Raw genomic sequence first — 16821 nt, forward strand, 5'->3', positions numbered from 1 at the left:
GGAATGCGCACAGTACCGGGACATCATCCGATCACGCTCGGGATAAGGGTCGGCTAAGACAGAGTCCCGTTCACTTCATGGTAGGAAGTCCACGATACTGCTGCGTCCGGAATTCGCTGGGCGGCAGACCGGCGCGGCGGGTGAACAACCTGGTGAAATACGCCGGGTCGGCATAGCCGACGCGCCGGGCCACGGCGGCCACGGGCAGGTCGGTGGTGGCCAGCAGGTCCTTGGCCCGGTTGAGCCTGATGGACAGCACGTAGTCCTTGGGGCTGCACCCGGCCAACCGGCGTACGGCGCGGCGCAGCTCGGTCAGCGGCATGCCGAGGCGCCTGGCGTGCTCGGCCACCGGCACCGGCAGGCAGGCGTCCCTGGCCAGCCCGGCCAGCACCGGATCGCCGTACGGGTCCTCGTCGGCGCGGGCGCGCCTGAGGGCGACCAGGACCTCGTGCACGATGGCCGAGGTCTCCACCTCCAGGTACGGTCCGCCCCTGCGGCACGCCTGGGCGATGCGGCCGATGGCGTGGGCGGCCGGTTCGGCCGTGGTGAGGGGGGTGACCGGGTTGTCCGCGTCCACGAAGCCCAGGTCCTGGTAGACGGCGGCGGAGGGGCCGGCGAAGTCGACGAACCACTCGTCCCAGCCGGCCTCGTCGGGCGCGTAGTGGTGGGACACGCCGGGCAGGAGCCAGATGACGGCCGGCGCCACGACGTCCACGACGGGCCCGTCGGCCTGGGAGAACCAGCCGCGGCCCGCGGTGACCAGGACGGCGACGTGGTGCTGCAGGGTACGCGGCCCGACCGTGGGCAGCCGCCCCTCCTGGCGCCCGACGCCGAGGCACACCAGGCCGAGCCCCCGGTGGGCGGGGCCGGGGGTGAGGTAGCGCATCCACTTGTCGTAGGGCGGCGTCATGCGGTCTCCGCGGGTGAGTCCAACAGGTTGACTGGGTTTGTCCATGGCCGCTGACCTGCGGTCTCGGCCAGGATGCGGGGCGCGAAATCCTACCGGAGGAAGAGTTATGGGTGTTTTCTCGGTCGAGAACGGAGTGTTCCGGCTCGACGGCGCGGACTTCAGGGTGTTGTCGGGGGCCATGCACTATTTCCGGGTGCATCCCGGGCAGTGGCGGCACCGGCTCGCGATGCTGCGGGCGATGGGCCTGAACACGGTCGAGACATACGTGCCGTGGAACCTGCACGAGCCGCGCAGGGGCGAGTTCCGCCGGATGGAGGAGCTGGGCGCGTTCCTGGACGCGGCGGCCGAGGAGGGGCTGCTGGCGATCGTGCGGCCGGGGCCGTACATCTGCGCCGAATGGGACAACGGCGGCCTGCCCACCTGGCTCACCGGCCGGGTCAGGACCTCCGACCCCGAGTACCTGGGCCACGTGGACCGCTACTTCGACCGGCTGCTCCCGCAGGTCGCCGAGCGGCAGGTGACCCGCGGCGGCAACGTGATCATGGTCCAGGTGGAGAACGAGTACGGCTCCTACGGCAGCGACCAGGCCTACCTGCGCCACCTGGCGGACGGCCTGACATCCCGGGGCGTCGAGGTGCCCCTGTTCACCTCCGACGGCCCCGCCGACTGGTACCTGACCGGCGGCACCCTGCCGGGCGTGCCGGCCACGGTGAACTTCGGCTCCGACCCCGACCGGGCGTTCGCCGCGTTGCGCGAGCACCGGCCTGACGACCCGCCGTTCTGCATGGAGTTCTGGTGCGGCTGGTTCGACCACTGGGGCCACAAGCACATGACCAGGGACGCCGGCGACGCGGCCGCCGTCCTGGAGCGCATCCTCGAACTCGGCGCGTCGGTGAACCTGTACATGGCGCACGGCGGCACCAACTTCGGCGCCCGGGCGGGCGCCAACCAGGCCGGCGAGCGGGCGATGGGCGACTGGCGGCCGACCGTGACCTCCTACGACTACGACGCGCCGATCGACGAGCGCGGGGCGCCGACCGAGAAGTTCTGGCGCTTCCGCGAGGTGCTGTCGCGGTACGCGGGCGAGCCGCCCGCGGTGCCGCCGGTCCCGGACGTGCTGCCGCCGGCGACGCTGCGGCCCGTCCAGTCGGTGCCGCTGCTGGAGGCGCTGGAGGCGGTGGCGGGGCCCGAGACGCACGCGCCGGTGCCGCCGTCGTTCGAGGATCTGGGGCTGGAGCACGGCCTGGTGCTGTACCGGGGGCAGGTGCCGGGGCCGCGGGGCGCGTACCGGCTGAGGCTGCCCGGGCTGCGTGACCGGGCGCACGTGCTCGTGGACGGCCGGCTCGCCGGGGTGTTCGAGCGCGACGCCGAGGAGCCCGAGGTGTCGGTGTCCGGCCCCGCCACGGTGGAGCTGCTGGTGGAGTCGATGGGACGGACGAACTACGGGCCGCTGACCGGCGAGAGCAAGGGCCTGACCGGCGGGGTGCTGCACCACCAGCAGTACCTGAACGGGTGGAGCGCGCGGCCGATCCCGCTGGAGGACGTCTCGGCGGTGCCGTTCGCCGACGGCGCGGACGCCGGGCCGCGCTCGTTCTTCCGCTTCCTCCTGGAAGTGGACGAACCCGCCGACACGTTCCTGGCGCTGCCCGGCTGGGGCAAGGGGTACGTCTGGGTGAACGGCTTCTGCCTGGGCCGCTACTGGGACCGCGGCCCGCAGCGCACCCTCTACGTCCCGGCCCCGCTGCTGCGCGCCGGGACGAACGAGATCGTCGTCCTCGAACTCGACCAGGTGGGCCGGGCACTGGACCTCCGCACCACCCCCGACCTGGGCTGACCTCCGCCACCCCGCTCGGCGCCTCCGAGATGAGCACGACGAAAAGGCGCGCCCCCACCCAGGGGACGCGCCTTCGCCACGATGAGGGTCAGCGGCGCACGCCGCGCGCCATGTCGCCGGCCAGCGCCATGATCGACTCACGGCCCGCGGCCTCGTCGGGCGCGTCGAGGATGCGGCGGATGAACGCCGACCCCACGATCACGCCGTCGGCGTAGCGGGCCACCTCGGCCGCCTGCGCGCCCGTGCCGACGCCCAGGCCCACGCACACGGGCAGGTCGGTGTGCTCGCGGGTGCGCTTGACCAGGCCCTCGGCCGCGGAGTTGACGCTCTCCCTGGCGCCCGTGACGCCCATCAGCGAGGCGGCGTAGACGAAGCCGGTGCAGCAGTCGACCACGGCCTTGATGCGCTCCTCGGTGGAGCTGGGCGCCACCAGGAAGACCGTGTCGATGCCCGCCTCGGCCGAGGCCCGGCGCCACGGCTCGGACTCCTCCGGCGTCAGGTCGGGCGTGATCGTGCCCACGCCGCCCGCGTTGGCCAGGTCGCGGGCGAACCGGTCGGCGCCGTAGCGGTCGATCGGGTTCCAGTACGTCATGACGAGCGTGGCGGCCCCCGTGGCGGCGACCCCTTCGACCGTGCGCATCACGTCGGCGATGCGGGTGCCGTTGACCAGCGAGCGGTGCACCGCGTCCTGGATCGTCGGGCCGTCCATCAGCGGGTCGGAGTAGGGCAGGCCGATCTCGATGACGTCGCAGCCCGCCTCGACCAGGGCCGCGGCGGCGGCGATCGCACCGTCCTTGGACGGGAAGCCGGCAGGCAGGTAGCCGACGAGCGCGGCCCGGTTGTCCGCCTTCGCCTTGGCGAAAACCGTCTGAAGAGTCGTCATGTCTGTCCGTTTCGAAGGTCGAGTCCCACCCATGATGCCCTGCCGCAGGCCGTCTCAGGGTGTTCCGCGCCGCGCGGGCGAGGGCGTCAGAGGTTGAAGTACTTCATCGCGGTGCCCATGTCCTTGTCGCCGCGCCCGGACAGGTTGACCAGGATCGTCGACTCGGGACCGAGCTCGCGGCCCAGCTTCAGCGCGCCCGCCAGCGCGTGGGAGGACTCGATGGCCGGGATGATGCCCTCGGTCCTGGCCAGCAGCGCGAACGCCGCCATAGCCTCGTCGTCGGTGACGCCGTGGTAGGTGGCGCGGCCGGAGTCCTTCAGCCAGGCGTGCTCGGGGCCGACGCCCGGGTAGTCGAGCCCGGCCGAGATCGAGTGGGACTCGATCGTCTGGCCCTCGTCGTCCTGCAACACGTACGTGCGCGAGCCGTGCAGCACGCCCACCGAACCGGCGGTGAGGGTGAGCGCGTGCTCGCCGCTCTCCAGGCCGTGACCGGCGGCCTCGTAGCCGTGCAGGGCCACGCCCTCGTCGCCGATGAAGGCGTGGAAGATGCCGATGGCGTTGCTGCCGCCGCCGACCGCCGCGCACACCGCGTCGGGCAGCTTGCCGGTCAGCTCCAGCATCTGGCGGCGGGCCTCGACGCCGATGATGCGCGCGAAGTCGCGCACGATCTCGGGGAACGGGTGGGGGCCTGCGACGGTGCCGAACAGGTAGTGGGTGGTGTCGACGTTGGTCACCCAGTCGCGGAACGCCTCGTTGATGGCGTCCTTCAGCGTCTTGGAACCGTTGTGGACCGGCACCACGGTGGCGCCGAGCAGCTTCATCCGCGCCACGTTGAGCGCCTGGCGCTCGCAGTCGACGGCGCCCATGTAGATGACGCACTCCAGGCCGAGCAGGGCGGCCGCGGTGGCGGTGGCCACGCCGTGCTGGCCGGCGCCGGTCTCGGCGATCACCCGCTTCTTGCCCAGGCGCTTGGTCAGCAGCGCCTGGCCGAGCACGTTGTTGATCTTGTGGGCGCCCGTGTGGGTCAGGTCCTCCCGCTTGAGCACGACGCGCGCGCCGCCGGCCTCCTCGCTGAAGCGAGCCACGTCGGTCAGCGTGGTCGGCCGGCCCGCGTAGGTGCGCAGCAGGTGGTCGAACTCGCGCAGGAACTGCGCGTCGGTCTTGGCCTTCTCGTAGACGGCGGCCACCTCGTCGAGCGCCGGGATGAGCGCCTCGGGCACGTAGCGGCCACCGAAGATGCCGAACTTGCCGTGCAGGTCGGGGTCGTTGCCGTACGCGGCGCCGCCATCGAGGTCGGCGGCGCTGAGGATGGAGCCTTCGTTAGCCACTGCTATCCCTCTGCTGAGTGGTCGGGGCGCGTCGACGGGTGAGCGCCGGCGGTCACCAGCGCCTCCACCGCCTTGCGCGGATCCTTGCCGGTGACCAGGCTCTCCCCCACCAGGACGGCGTCGGCGCCACCCCTGGCGTAGGCGAGCAGGTCGTGCGGGCCGCGCACGCCCGACTCGGCGATCTTGATCACATTATCCGGGATCTTCGGCGCCAGCTTGGCGAAGACGTCACGGTCGACCTCAAGAGTCTTCAAATTACGCGCATTGACCCCGATGACCCGCGCCCCGGCGGCGACCGCCCGCTCCAGCTCCTCCTCGGTGTGCACCTCGACCAGCGGGGTGAGCCCGATGGACTCGGCCCGCTCGATCAGCGACACCAGCGCCTCCTGCTCCAGGCAGACGACCATCAGCAGCGCCAGGTCGGCGCCGTGGGCCCGGGCCTCCCAGAGCTGGTAGGAGGTGAGGATGAAGTCTTTACGCAGGATGGGGATGTCGACGCGGGCGCGGACGGCCGCCAGGTCCTCCAGGCTGCCCCCGAACTTGCGCCGCTCGGTCAGCACGCTGATCACGTGGGCCCCGCCGGCCTCGTAGTCGGCCGCCAGCGCGGCGGGGTCGGCGATGGCGGCGAGCGCGCCCTTGGACGGGCTCGACCGCTTGACCTCGGCGATCACCGAGATCCTGTCACCCCCGAGTGCGGCCATCGCGTCTCGGGGCCCCTGGGCCCGCTCGGCTCGCCGCTTGAGCTCGTCGATCGACACGGCCTGCTGACGTGCGGCGAGATCGGCGCGCACCCCTTCGAGGATGTCGTCGAGGACACTCGGTCCTTCCGTCCGCTCACTCACGCGCTTGGGGTCCCTCCGGTTGACAGTGGGGGTGGCAGAGAGTTCGCCTCGCGTCCGCTCTCGGCCTTGTCCTGCGATGGTATCGGCCCCACCGGGGTCACCTCGCCACAGGGCCCGTACTAGGGCGCGAGGAACGCCCCGAAGGGAAGGTTTCGGACGACCCAGTAGACCATCACGACCCCGATGAAGGCCCACAGCCACGCCGGATGCGCCAGAGTGGTTCGCCGCGGCCTGCCCTGCCAGGCCCGTACGACCCACCGCCCCCACCAGAACAGCAGGAACGGGATCATGGCCACGGCCAGCGGGTTGAGCCCGAGGGCGGCCACCGGGTCGAGGTGGGCCAGCGCGTGGACGGTGCGCAGCGTGCCGCAGCCCGGGCAGTAGAGGCCGGTGACCCACAGGAACGGGCAGGTCGGGTAGTGGCCGGGCTGGTTGGGGTCGACCACGCCGACCACGCCGAACACGGCCCCCGCCGCGGCCGCAACACCGAGCGGCGCGAGCAGGCCCTTCAGCCGTCTCGTCCCCCGCCGCCCGGTTGTTGCGATGTTCATGCTCTCGGTGTCCCCGTCCGTCAGTAAGAGCCGTAGCTGCTCGTGGAGGCGGCGAGCAGGACGAACACCACCACGTAGAAGATGATGAGCAGCACGATGGCGATGATGCCGAAGATCAGGCTGCGCTTCCACCAGGTCTTGGCCTCCTCGGCGGCCTGCATGGCGCCCTGGTAGTCGCCGACCTGCCACTTGGAGTTGACCTGCGACGACTTCACGATCGCCACGATGCCGAGGGGCAGGCAGCAGAACAGGGTGGTGAGGATCGCCGGGACCAGCTGGTTGTCCGGCGGGGTGCCGCCGCCACCGGGGCCGTAGCCGCCACCGGGGTAACCACCGGGCGGCTGCCCGTAACCGCCACCGGGGGGCTGGCCGTAGCCGCCACCGCTCGGGGGCTGCTGACCGTAACCACCGGGGGGCTGCTCACCGTAGCCGCCGCCACTCGGGGGCTGCTGGCCGTAGCCGCCGCCGTAACCGCCACCGCTGGGGGGCTGCTGGCCGTAGCCGCCACCACCGCTGGGCGGCTGCTGGCCGTAGCCGCCACCACCGCTCGGCGGCTGCTGGCCGTAACCGCCGCCGGGCGGCTGGGCGCCGTAACCACCGTCGCCCTGGTTTCCGTAACTCATGCTCATGACTCCTCATGTCGTCATCGTGAAGCGAGTTGCGCGCGGCAGCCTAGCGAGAAAGCATCCCCTACGTGGACTAACGCCCACGTTGCGGACAATTCGTAATCACACCGCAAGCGGGGCGTCACGCTGCGCCCCGTCCGTTCACGAGTAGTCGCTGACGGAGGCCGCCGAGCCGAGGCCGATCAGGGTCAGCAGGGCCCCGCCCCACAGCAGGAAGAGCAGCACGAAAAGCACGACCATGATGTACGAGGTCACCAGGCCGCCCATCGCCATGCCCTGGCCCTCCTCCCCCGTGCGCTTGATGCGGTTGAGCGCGATGTGACCGAGGATGACGCCGACGATGCTGGTCGCGCCGCAGGTGACCAGGCCGACGATGCCGAGGATGAGCGAGGCCACCGCCATGCCGTTGGTGGAGCGGGGCTGCTGGGGGGCGCCATACTGGCCGTAGCCGGGCTGGCCGTAACCCTGCTGGCCGTAGCCGGGCTGGGCGTAGCCGCCGCTCGGGGGCTGCGGCTGCTGCCCGTAGCCGAGGGGCTCCTGGGGGTAGCTCGGCGGCTGCTGGTTGTAGCCGTAACCGCCGGGCGGCTGCTGGTTGTAGCCGCCGCTCTGGGGCTGCTGGCCATAGCCGCCACCGCTGGGGGGCTGCTGACCGTAACCGCCGCCACTCGGAGGCTGCTGACCGTAGCCGCCGCTCGGGGGCTGCTGGCCGTGACCCGGGCCCTGGCCGTAGCCGCCGCCGGTGGGCGGCTGCTGGCCGTAGCCTCCGCCGGGTGGCTGCGCGCCGTAGCCCCCGCTGCCGCCCTGGTCCCCGTAGCTCATGAGCCTGGCTCCTCTTGTGTTCTCGGCGAGTTGCAACGGCAGCTTATTGAGAAAAGGTTTGCCAAGCAGACACAGGTTCAGAACCGTGGAGATTTCGTGACTACCGACCTCAACGGCGATCCGGGGACTCTGTCGGGTCGTCGCCGCGGTCGAGCGCGTCCCACAGCTCGCGGTCGTCATGGGCCCTGCGGGCGGAGGCCGCGACCGCGCCGCCCCGGTCGTCAGCCCGGTCGCCGGTTCCGTCTCCGCTGGTGGCGGCGGCCCTCTCGTAGCGGCCCGACATGCCCGTCCACCTGCCGCCGCGCACCACGGCCAGCACGCCGCCGGCCAGCAGCAGGAACGCGCCGAGCCCGGCCACGACCGGCCAGGCCGGCACCGGCTCCCAGGGCAGGCCGGCCATCGCGCGCATCGCGTTGTGCTCGCGCAGCCAGCCGGTGACGGTGGCCGAGGCCAGCGCCGACCACGTGCCCGCCGCCGCGCCCGCGCCGCAGAGCGCGACCAGCACGCCGACGACTCTGCGCCCGGCGCCCTTGGTGGCCAGCACGGCCACCACGCCCGCGAGCCCCGCCAGCCCCAGCGGCGTGAGCACGGGGCTCAGGTCGCCGCCGGTGGGCGCCGCCGCGTCGGCGGCCTGCCCGCCGAGCACCCGCACCCAGCCCCGGCCGGCCGCCAGCAGCACCAGGCAGCTGCCCAGGACGGTGAGCCCCAGCCACGCCCACAGCTCGCGCCGCCCGTTGTCGGAGGCCATCTCGCGGCCCTAACCGATCAGGCCGGCGTCGAAGCAGGTGTGGTCGCCGGTGTGGCACGCGGCGCCGACCTGGTCGACCTTGAGCAGGATCGTGTCGCCGTCGCAGTCGAGGGCCACGCTCTTGACGTGCTGGACGTTCCCGGAGGTGTCGCCCTTGACCCACAGCTCGTCGCGGCTGCGCGACCAGTAGGTGGCCCGGCCGGTGGTGAGCGTGAGGTGCAGCGCCTCGTCGTTCATCCAGGCCATCATGAGCACTTCGCCGGTGTCGTGCTGCTGGGCGACGGCGGGCACGAGGCCGTCCGCGTTGCGCTTCAGCCGTGCGGCGATCTCGGGGTCGAGGGACATGTTGCCATTCAACCAGCCCGCCCTCGTGCTCCCGCCTCCGGCTGGGCCAGCGCCTCGGACAAGGTGCCGTGAATCGGGAACAGGGCCGCCAGGTTCGTCCTGCGCAGCCGTCGCAGCACCTGGCCGTCGGAGGCCACCAGCGCCATCGTGCCGTTCCTGTCGCGCAGCGCGGCGAGCTGGCGTACCAGCACCCCGAGCCCCGTGGTGTCGATGAAGGTCAACCCGGTCAGGTCGACCACCAGCCGCGGGCCGTACGCCTCCACCGCCTCGTCGAGGCACCTCCTGACCCGGTCGACGTTGTCGACGTCGACCTCGCCCGTGAGGCCGACCACCACGATCTCCCCGTGCCTGCTGTGCGTCGTCTCCAGAACGTCCACGCCCATGCCCTTCACGACCCTTCCTGGGCGGCCCCGCCGAAAACGTACACCGGCCCACATCGGGTAACGGTGTGTTTTGCCGAGAACGCGCTACGTGATCGCGGGCATCACGGTAATTTCTAGGCGACGCGTGCTAGGGAGGACACATCGTGGTGCACGTCGCGGGCTCGGTCCTCGACCCGGATCTGGGGGACCACGTCTGCCTGCCGTTCGAGGGCGATCGGCAGCGCATGACGACGACCAGGCAGTTCACGCTCAACGGGCTGCGCCGCCGGACCAAGGTGATGATCATCACCCATGCGGAGACCCCGGAGCAGACCCGGGGCTGGCTGGCGCCGCTCATCCCCGGGTTCGACGACGCCGAGGCCGCCGGGCAGGTGGAGATCCTCTCCTGTGCCGAGACGCACTTCACCGACGGCCGGCTCGACCCCGACCGCCTGCTGCACGGCCTGGCCGACGCCCACCACCGGGCGCGCAGGCACGGCCAGCACGGCGTCTACGCCCTGATCGACGCCTCCTGGGGAGCGCGCGACGCGCAGGCCCAGGCCGCCTTCGAGGCCGCGGCCAACGAGCTGTTCGGCGAGCGCTGGCTGGCCGCGGTGTGCCAGTACGACCGCGAGCTGTTCCCCCTCGACGCCATCGAACGGGCCACCGCGGTCCACCCCATCGCCCCCGAGCAGGCCCTGCTGCGCTTCGCCAACACCTCCTCTCCGCCGGGGCTGCGGGTGTGGGGCGACGTCGACCTCACCAACAGGCCGGCGTTCGGCTCGGTGCTGTCGCCGCTGGAGAAGGAGCCGGGGCAGGTCGTGATCGACGCCTCCCACCTCGACTTCATCGACGCCGGCTCGGCCCGGCTGCTGACCGTCACGGCCGCGGCCAGGCCCTACGGCTCGACCGTGGTCGTCTGCGCCGAGCGGGTGGCCCGGGTGCTCCGGCTGGTCAGGGCCGACACGCACGTCGTCGTCCGCCGGGTGGGCGATGGGTAGGCAGGTGCTCCGCGCGACCTTCGCGCGCGGGCGCATCACGTTCCTGCGCAGGGCCGTGGCCGAGCAGGCCGCCTACGAAGGGCTGAGCGGGCGGCGGCTGGAGGACTTCGTGCTGGCGGTCAACGAGGTCACCACCAACGCCGTCCTGCACGGCGGCGGCCAGGGGCGGCTGCGGTTGTGGTCGGGCGAGGGCCGGCTGTGGTGCGAGGTCACCGACCAGGGCCCGGGGCTGCCGCCCGGCTGGATGGGCGAGGCGCGCCCGCCCGCGGGGCTGGAGTTCCGCGGGCGGGGGCTGTGGCTGACCCGGATGTTGTGCGACCACATCACGATCGTGTCCGGCCCGGCGGGCACGAGCGTGACGTTCGCCGCCGCCCTCGACTAGGAGCCGCCGCGCTCGACGAGAAGCCGTCGCACGCGACCGGGAAACCGTCGCACGCGACCGGGAAACCGTCGCGCCCGGCTAGGAGTGTGCCGCCGAGACCCAGGAGGCGTGCAGACCGGCGTAGACGCCGGGCCGGGCGACCAGCTCGGCGTGCGGGCCGCGCTGCACCAGGCGTCCGGCGTCGAACACCAGCACCTCGTCGGCGTTCTCCGCCGTCGAGAGCCGGTGGGCGATCGAGACGGCGGTGCGGCCCCTGGTGACGCCCTCCAGCGCGCGGGCCAGGCGCACCTCGGTGGCCGGGTCGACGGCCGAGGTGGCCTCGTCCAGCAGCAGCAGGTCGGGGTCGGCGAGGTAGGCGCGGGCCAGGGCGACGAGCTGGCGCTCCCCGGCCGACAGCGACTCGCCGCGCTGGCCGACGGGCGTGTCCAGGCCCGCGGGCAGGCCCTCGACCCAGTCGGCCAGGCCGAGCTCGGTCATCGCGAGCTGGATCTCCTCGCGGGTCGCCGGCGGCCTGCCGTACCGGACGTTGTCCTCCAGGGTGCCGTCGAACAGGAAGCCGTCCTGGGGGACCATGACGATGCGTTCGCGCAGGGAGGAGAAGCGCACGTCGCGCAGGTCGTGGCCGTCCACGGTGACGCGGCCCCCGACGGGGTCCATGAGCCGGGTCAGCAGCTTGGCGAACGTGGTCTTGCCCGACCCGGTCTCGCCCACGACGGCGATCCGCGAGCGCGGCGGGATCTCCAGCGAGACCTCGCGCAGCACGGGCGGCCCGCCCGGGTAGGAGAAGTGCACGTTCTCGAAGGCCACCGAGATCGGGCCCCGGGGCAGCAGCACGCCCTTCTCACCGGGGTCGGCGACGTCCGGCGGGGTGTCCAGGACGCCCAGGATGCGGCGGTAGCCGGCCACCGCGTTCTGGGCCTCGTTCAGCACCTCGGTGGCGGTCTGCAGCGGCGAGACGAACAACGTGACCAGGAAGAGGAAGGCCACCAGCTTGCCCGCGGTGATGTCGCCGGACACCCCGAGCCTGACCCCGAGCAGCACGATCCCGGCGATGGCCAGCGCGGCCACGATCTCGGTCAGCGGGAAGACGAAGCCCACGATGGTCTGGGCCTTGATCTGCGCGGCCCTGTTGGCGTCCACGGACCTGTCGATGCGTTCGGCGGTGCGCCGCTCGGAGGCGTAGGCCCTGATGACGGCGGCGCCGACGACGGACTCGCTGACCGCGGCGAGCATGTCGCCGGTGCGCTCGCGCACGGTCGTGTACGCCCGCGACAACAACCGCTGGAAGCGCGGCAGCGCGATCACCAGCGGGACGAAGCACGCCCACACCAGGAGCGTGAGCTGCCAGGAGTAGACCAGCATGAGCACGCTGGCCACGAAGAGCTGGCCGAACGCCACGATGATCATCAGCCCGCCCCACTGCATGAACGTGCTGATCTGGTCGATGTCGTTGGTGACCCGCGAGACCAGCGCGCCGCGCCGCTCGCTGTTCTGGGTGAGCACCGACAGGTCGTGCACGTGCCGGAACCCGCGCACGCGCAGGCTGGCCAGCGAGGACTCGGTGGCCTTGTACAGGCGCACGTTCATGATGTAGCCGGCCAGCGCGGTCAGCACCACCGCCGCGGCGCACACCAGGACGGCCCGGGTGATGTACGGCAGGTCCGGCGTGCCGGACTTGATGCCGGTGTCGATCGTCTGCTGCACCGCGACGGGAACGATGATCTTGCCGACGGTCGCCACGACGGCCAGCCCCAGCGTGCCGGCCAGCCCCTTGCGGAACTCGGGGGTGAGCGACAGGCCGTGCCAGATGGTGGCCAGCGCGGACCGCTCGACGTTGCCCTGGAGCGCCTCGCTCATGCGCTGACCTCTTCCTCTTCCTCTTCGGCGTCCTGGGCCGGGGCCAGGTCGATGGCGGCCCGTTCGGCCTCCTCGCGCTCGTAGGCGGTCACCAGGTTGCGGTATCCGAGGCAGCGTACGAGCAGCTCCTCGTGGGTCCCGCGGTCCACGACCCGGCCGTGGTCGAGGTAGACCACCTCGTCGGCCAGGGCGATGGTGGCCATGCGGTAGGCGACGACGACGACGGTGGAGGCGTGCGCGGTGTCCCGCAGCCCGTGCAGGATTCTGGCCTCGACCTGGGGGTCCACGCTGGAGGTGGCGTCGTCCAGGATGAGCAGGCGCGGGCGGCGGACGACCGCGCGGGCCAGGGCGATGCGCTGGCGCTGGCCGCCGGACAGCGACGCGCCGCGCTCGCCGACGCGGGTGTCCAGGCCGTCGCCCAGGCGGCCGACGAAGCCGTCGGCCTGGGCCAGGCGCAGCGCCGCCCACACGTCCTCGTCGCCGGTGTCCAGGCCGAGCGCGACGTTGCCGCGTACGGTGTCGTCGAACAGGAACGTCTGCTGGGGCACCAGCGCGGCGGAGGCGGCGATGGCGCCGTAGGGCAGGTCGCGCACGTCCACGCCGTCGAGCAGCACCTGCCCGGAGGCGGGGTCGACGAGCCGGGCGAGAAGCTGCACCAGCGTCGACTTGCCCGACCCGGTCGGCCCGACGAGGGCCACGGTACGGCCGGGCGGCACGTCGAAGGTGACGTCGTGCAGCACCTCGGCCTGGCCGTAGGCGTAGGACACGCCGGCGACCTTGAGCTCGGCGGGCCCGGACGAGGCCACCGGCGTGTCGCCGTAGTCCATGGAGCCTTCGGCGTCGAGCACGGCCTGCACCCGCTGCCAGCCGACGACGCTGCGCGGCAGCTCGGCCAGCACCCAGCCCAGCGCCCTGATCGGGAAGGCCAGCAGCGTGAACAGGTAGGCGACCTGCACCAGGTCGCCGGAGTCGATCGCGCCCGTGGACAGGCGCAGCGCGCCGACCGCGAGCACGGCCAGCACGCCGATCGTGGGCAGCGCCTCCAGCATGGGGTCGAACAGCCCGCGCACCCGGCCGACGGCGATGTTGGCGTCGCGCAGCTCGTGGGCGCGGCGGCGGAAGCGGTCGGTCTCCAGCTCCTCGCGGCCGAGGGTCTTGATGACCAGCGCGCCGTCGAAGCTCTCGTGGGCGATCTCGCTGACCTCGGCGCGCAGTTGCTGGGCGCGGGTGGCCAGGGGGCTGAGCCTGCGCTGGTAGATCAGGTTCAGCACGGCGATGGCCGGGAAGATCAGGAAGCCCACCAGGGCGAGCACGAGGTCGGTGAAGACCATGGCGATGGCCGCGGTGAACAGCATGACCAGCACACCGACGGCCATCGGCAGCGGCGCGAGCGGCGCCCAGGCGGCCTCGGCGTCGGCGCTGGCGTTGGACAGCAGTTGCCCGGTCGGGTGCTGGTGGTGCCAGGACAGCGGCAGCCGCAGGTACTGCTTGGTCACGTCCCTGCGCGACCTGGCCTGCATGCGGTACTGCACGACGCCGGCCAGGATGCGGCGTCCGGCCACGCCGATCGCCTTCAGCAGCGCGGTGCCGACGATGAGCGCGGCCCCGGTCCACAGGGCGCCGGCGGCGGTCTCGCCCCGGTCGAAGGCGGGCAGCACCACGTTCTGCGTCGCCCAGCCCAGTGCCCAGGCGGAGGCGACGGTCATGCCGCCGTAGACCGCGCTGGCCAGCGCGGCCATCGCGAACACGGCTCTCTCCGTGCGAATGGCCACCCCAAGGACACGCAGCCCTTGACGCATGACGGCCGAGGTGACCTTGCTCGCCACTCGGTATTTTTCCCTTCAAACGTCGAAATTTCTATCTATGTCCCTATCACGTCAGATCAGCTCCTTATTCCCACAGGTAGGCTTGGCCGGGTGACTCACGCTCGTGGCGAACGCGCCGCGCTCTGCGACCTGTTCGACCGGCTCGGTCCCGGCGCGCCCACCCTGTGCGAGGGGTGGAACACCTACGACCTGGCCGCCCACCTCGTGCTGCGCGAGCGCCGGCCGGACGCCATGGGCGGCATCGGGATCTCCGCGCTGGCGGGCTACACCGCCTCGGTCCAGAACGGCCTGAAGGCCAAGCACCCCTACCCCGAGCTAGTGGGCATCGTGCGCCGGCCGGGCGGCGTCTACGGGCTGCTGCCCTTCCTCGACACGGCGGTCAACACGCTGGAGTTCTTCGTCCACCACGAGGACGTGCGCCGCGCCCAGCCCGGATGGGAGCCCCGCGAGCTGCCGGCCGACCTCGACCGGCTCATCTGGAAGCGGGTGGCGGCGGGTGCCCGGCTCATGCTGCGCCGCTCGCCCGTGCGGCTGGTGCTGCGCCGCACCGGCGGCGGGGTCGCGCTCGGCGGGGCGCGGGAGGGCGCCAAGGTGCAGGTCACCGGCACGGCCCAGGAGCTCCTGCTGTTCTGCTTCGGCCGGCAGGCGCACGCCAGGGTGGAGCTGACCGGCGACGACCCGGCGGTGACCCGGGCAACCGAAGCCCGGCTCGGATTCTGACCGAAACCCTCGGCGCAGAAACCCTTCGTCTTAAACCTTCAGCACGTACGATGGCACAGGAAAGAAGCCCCCCGGTTAGGATCTTGGACATCTTCACAGAAGATGACCGTGATCGCCCAGATCCGGGTATATACGGCTGGGAATGGACTGCAGGAGGCCCCCCATGCAGGTCAAGAAGGTGGCTACGTACGTTCTGGTGGCGTTCGTGGTCTTCTACCTGTTCACCCGGCCGGCCCAGGCGGCGGCCGCGGTCAACGGCGTGTTTGATGGAATTGTCCAAGGAGCCAACCAATTGGCGGTCTTCTTTACGAACGTTCTGACCTGACGTTCGCGTTCTGTCCGCGCTGGGTGCTTCCACGCGCTGACAGATCGTGTTACGCAGGCAGGATGAGAGATCGCCCCAGCGGCACCAAGATCAATCAGCTCGATCCGCAGGCCCGGCGCGTCCTCGAACGGGCCGAGCTTGAGGGCGTCGAGCTGATCCGTTTCCTGTACGCCGACCACGGTGGCGTGGTCCGTGGCAAGGCGGCGTCCCGGTCCCGGCTGGCCGAACGGCTCAACTCGGGCATCGGGCACACGGTGGCCATGATGGCGATGAACATGCTCGACCAGCTCCAGGAGGTCGAGCATCTGGGTCCGGTGGGCGAGGTTCGCATTGTCCCCGACCCCGCCACGTTCGTCCCGTTGCCCCATGCGCCGGGCGCCGCCGCGATGCTGTCGGACCTTCGCCGTCCCGACGGCTCACCATGGGAAGCCTGCGCCCGCACGTTCCTCAAGGACGCCGTGGCGGAGCTGGCCGCCGACGGCTACCGGATCGAGGCGGCCTTCGAGCCCGAGTTCACGCTCGGCCGCCGCCTGCCCGACCCCGGTGGTGGCCCCGACCGGCTGGTGCCGCTCGACGACACTCTCTGCTATGCCAACACCGGCTTCGACACCGCGCACGACTACGCGATCAAGCTCGTCCGCGCCCTGGAGACCCAGGGCCTGCGCGTCGAGCACTACCATCCCGAGCTCGGCCCCGGCCAGCAGGAGCTGTCGGTGCGCCACGCCCCCGCGCTGCGCGCCGCCGACAACCACGTGCTCTACCGCGAGACCGTGCGCGGCGTCGCGATGCGCATGTCGATGTGGGCCTCGCTGGCTCCCAAACCCCTGGCCGACCAGGCCGGCAACGGCGCCCACCTGCACCTGTCGCTGTGGCGCGACACCCGGAACCTGTTCGCCGAGGACGGCGACGCGCGGACGGGCTTCATCGGCGGCCTGATCGCCCACCTGCCCGCCCTGACCGCCCTGACCTGCGGCAGCGTCAACAGCTTCCGCCGGCTCGCGCCCCGCATGTGGTCCAGCGCGTACGCGGTCTACGGCCCCGACAACCGGGAGGCGGCCGTGCGCGTGTGCTCGCCGCTGGGCGAGAGCGGCGAGCCGAACCTGGAGCTGAAGCCGTCGGACTCCTCGGCCAACCCGTACCTGTCGCTCGGCGCGGTCATCCACGCCGGGCTCGACGGCATCCGGCGCAAGCTCGACCCGGGCGAGGCCGTGGACGTCGATCCCGACACCCTGCCCGGCCGCTACCAGCGCCTGCCCGGCTCGCTGGAGGAGGCGCTCAACGCGCTGGAGGCCGACGAGGTGCTCATGGAGGCGCTCGGGCCGCTGCGGCGCGAGGCGTACCTGGCGGTCAAGCGTTCGGAGGCGGCCGCGTTCGCCGCCCAGGACGTCTCCTACGAGCTCTACCACCACATGCGGGTGTTCTGAACCTGCCGCCGGCCTCGCGCGGGCGGGGCCGGCGGGCG

18 protein-coding genes are annotated in these 16821 nt (G+C 72.0%); 6 read left to right on the plus strand and 12 right to left on the minus strand.

What is annotated here, in order from left to right:
* Positions 1 to 70: 70 nt before the first annotated feature.
* Positions 71 to 910: a helix-turn-helix transcriptional regulator gene (locus ACWCSU_RS11265; RefSeq protein WP_357704375.1), complete on the minus strand. Its 840-nt coding sequence runs from the start codon at positions 908 to 910 to the stop codon at positions 71 to 73.
* A gap of 106 nt (positions 911 to 1016) precedes the next feature.
* Between ACWCSU_RS11265 and ACWCSU_RS11270 the strand changes: the two genes are divergently transcribed.
* Positions 1017 to 2744 (plus strand): glycoside hydrolase family 35 protein, encoded by a 1728-nt coding sequence (locus ACWCSU_RS11270; protein ID WP_449934908.1) that lies wholly within the window; start codon positions 1017 to 1019, stop codon positions 2742 to 2744.
* Between the two features lie 88 nt (positions 2745 to 2832).
* On the opposite strand, the gene trpA is transcribed toward ACWCSU_RS11270, so the two are convergent.
* The 9 genes from trpA to ACWCSU_RS11315 all read right to left on the minus strand — a co-directional run bounded on the left by trpA (position 2833) and on the right by ACWCSU_RS11315 (position 9269).
* The gene (gene trpA, locus ACWCSU_RS11275) at positions 2833 to 3627 is read right to left on the minus strand and encodes a tryptophan synthase subunit alpha (protein ID WP_357704371.1); all 795 of its coding nucleotides are present in this window, start codon (positions 3625 to 3627) and stop codon (positions 2833 to 2835) included.
* An 86-nt stretch (positions 3628 to 3713) separates the two neighbouring features.
* A complete protein-coding gene (gene trpB, locus ACWCSU_RS11280) occupies positions 3714 to 4937 on the minus strand; it encodes a tryptophan synthase subunit beta (RefSeq protein WP_357704625.1) in 1224 nt (407 codons plus the stop codon).
* Between the two features lie 20 nt (positions 4938 to 4957).
* Entirely contained in the window at positions 4958 to 5797 is an 840-nt protein-coding gene (trpC, locus tag ACWCSU_RS11285) for an indole-3-glycerol phosphate synthase TrpC (RefSeq protein ID WP_125630391.1), read from the minus strand.
* 119 nt (positions 5798 to 5916) lie between these two features.
* Entirely contained in the window at positions 5917 to 6348 is a 432-nt protein-coding gene (locus ACWCSU_RS11290; protein ID WP_364092728.1) for a DUF2752 domain-containing protein, read from the minus strand.
* Between the two features lie 20 nt (positions 6349 to 6368).
* A complete protein-coding gene (locus tag ACWCSU_RS11295; RefSeq protein ID WP_364092730.1) occupies positions 6369 to 6971 on the minus strand; it encodes a CD225/dispanin family protein in 603 nt (200 codons plus the stop codon).
* A gap of 144 nt (positions 6972 to 7115) precedes the next feature.
* A complete protein-coding gene (locus ACWCSU_RS11300; protein ID WP_449934909.1) occupies positions 7116 to 7793 on the minus strand; it encodes a DUF4190 domain-containing protein in 678 nt (225 codons plus the stop codon).
* 109 nt (positions 7794 to 7902) lie between these two features.
* The gene (locus tag ACWCSU_RS11305) at positions 7903 to 8541 is read right to left on the minus strand and encodes a TIGR02234 family membrane protein (protein ID WP_449934910.1); all 639 of its coding nucleotides are present in this window, start codon (positions 8539 to 8541) and stop codon (positions 7903 to 7905) included.
* Positions 8542 to 8550: 9 nt separating this feature from the next.
* Entirely contained in the window at positions 8551 to 8886 is a 336-nt protein-coding gene (hisI, locus tag ACWCSU_RS11310; RefSeq protein ID WP_357704361.1) for a phosphoribosyl-AMP cyclohydrolase, read from the minus strand.
* An 8-nt stretch (positions 8887 to 8894) separates the two neighbouring features.
* Positions 8895 to 9269, minus strand: a complete 375-nt coding sequence (locus ACWCSU_RS11315; RefSeq protein WP_364092761.1) for an STAS domain-containing protein — start codon at positions 9267 to 9269, stop codon at positions 8895 to 8897.
* Between the two features lie 143 nt (positions 9270 to 9412).
* On the opposite strand from ACWCSU_RS11315, the gene ACWCSU_RS11320 reads away from it, so the two are divergent.
* Positions 9413 to 10249: an MEDS domain-containing protein gene (locus tag ACWCSU_RS11320; protein WP_364092738.1), complete on the plus strand. Its 837-nt coding sequence runs from the start codon at positions 9413 to 9415 to the stop codon at positions 10247 to 10249.
* Positions 10242 to 10631, plus strand: coding sequence for an ATP-binding protein (locus ACWCSU_RS11325; RefSeq protein ID WP_352326361.1), 390 nt, complete (start codon positions 10242 to 10244; stop codon positions 10629 to 10631). Before ACWCSU_RS11320 ends, ACWCSU_RS11325 begins: the two co-directional genes overlap by 8 nt.
* Before the next feature lie 78 nt (positions 10632 to 10709).
* Here the strand turns inward: ACWCSU_RS11325 and ACWCSU_RS11330 are convergent, their stop codons facing one another.
* Positions 10710 to 12488 carry an ABC transporter ATP-binding protein gene (locus tag ACWCSU_RS11330; protein WP_449934911.1) on the minus strand — a complete coding sequence of 593 codons (1779 nt, stop codon included), beginning with the start codon at positions 12486 to 12488 and terminating at the stop codon, positions 10710 to 10712.
* On the minus strand, positions 12485 to 14287 hold the full coding sequence (locus ACWCSU_RS11335) for an ABC transporter ATP-binding protein (protein ID WP_364092763.1): 1803 nt from the start codon (positions 14285 to 14287) through the stop codon (positions 12485 to 12487). The genes ACWCSU_RS11330 and ACWCSU_RS11335 overlap by 4 nt, the downstream gene beginning before the upstream one ends.
* A gap of 117 nt (positions 14288 to 14404) precedes the next feature.
* Between ACWCSU_RS11335 and ACWCSU_RS11340 the strand changes: the two genes are divergently transcribed.
* The 3 genes from ACWCSU_RS11340 (at position 14405) to ACWCSU_RS11350 (ending at position 16783) form a co-directional block, all read left to right on the plus strand.
* Positions 14405 to 15034, plus strand: coding sequence for a TIGR03085 family metal-binding protein (locus ACWCSU_RS11340; protein ID WP_397039056.1), 630 nt, complete (start codon positions 14405 to 14407; stop codon positions 15032 to 15034).
* Between the two features lie 163 nt (positions 15035 to 15197).
* Positions 15198 to 15359: a hypothetical protein gene (locus ACWCSU_RS11345; protein WP_185844438.1), complete on the plus strand. Its 162-nt coding sequence runs from the start codon at positions 15198 to 15200 to the stop codon at positions 15357 to 15359.
* Between the two features lie 62 nt (positions 15360 to 15421).
* Positions 15422 to 16783 carry a glutamine synthetase family protein gene (locus tag ACWCSU_RS11350; RefSeq protein WP_449934912.1) on the plus strand — a complete coding sequence of 454 codons (1362 nt, stop codon included), beginning with the start codon at positions 15422 to 15424 and terminating at the stop codon, positions 16781 to 16783.
* The last annotated feature ends 38 nt before the right edge of the window (positions 16784 to 16821 follow it).

Source organism: Nonomuraea sp. NPDC001699 (assembly GCF_053596455.1).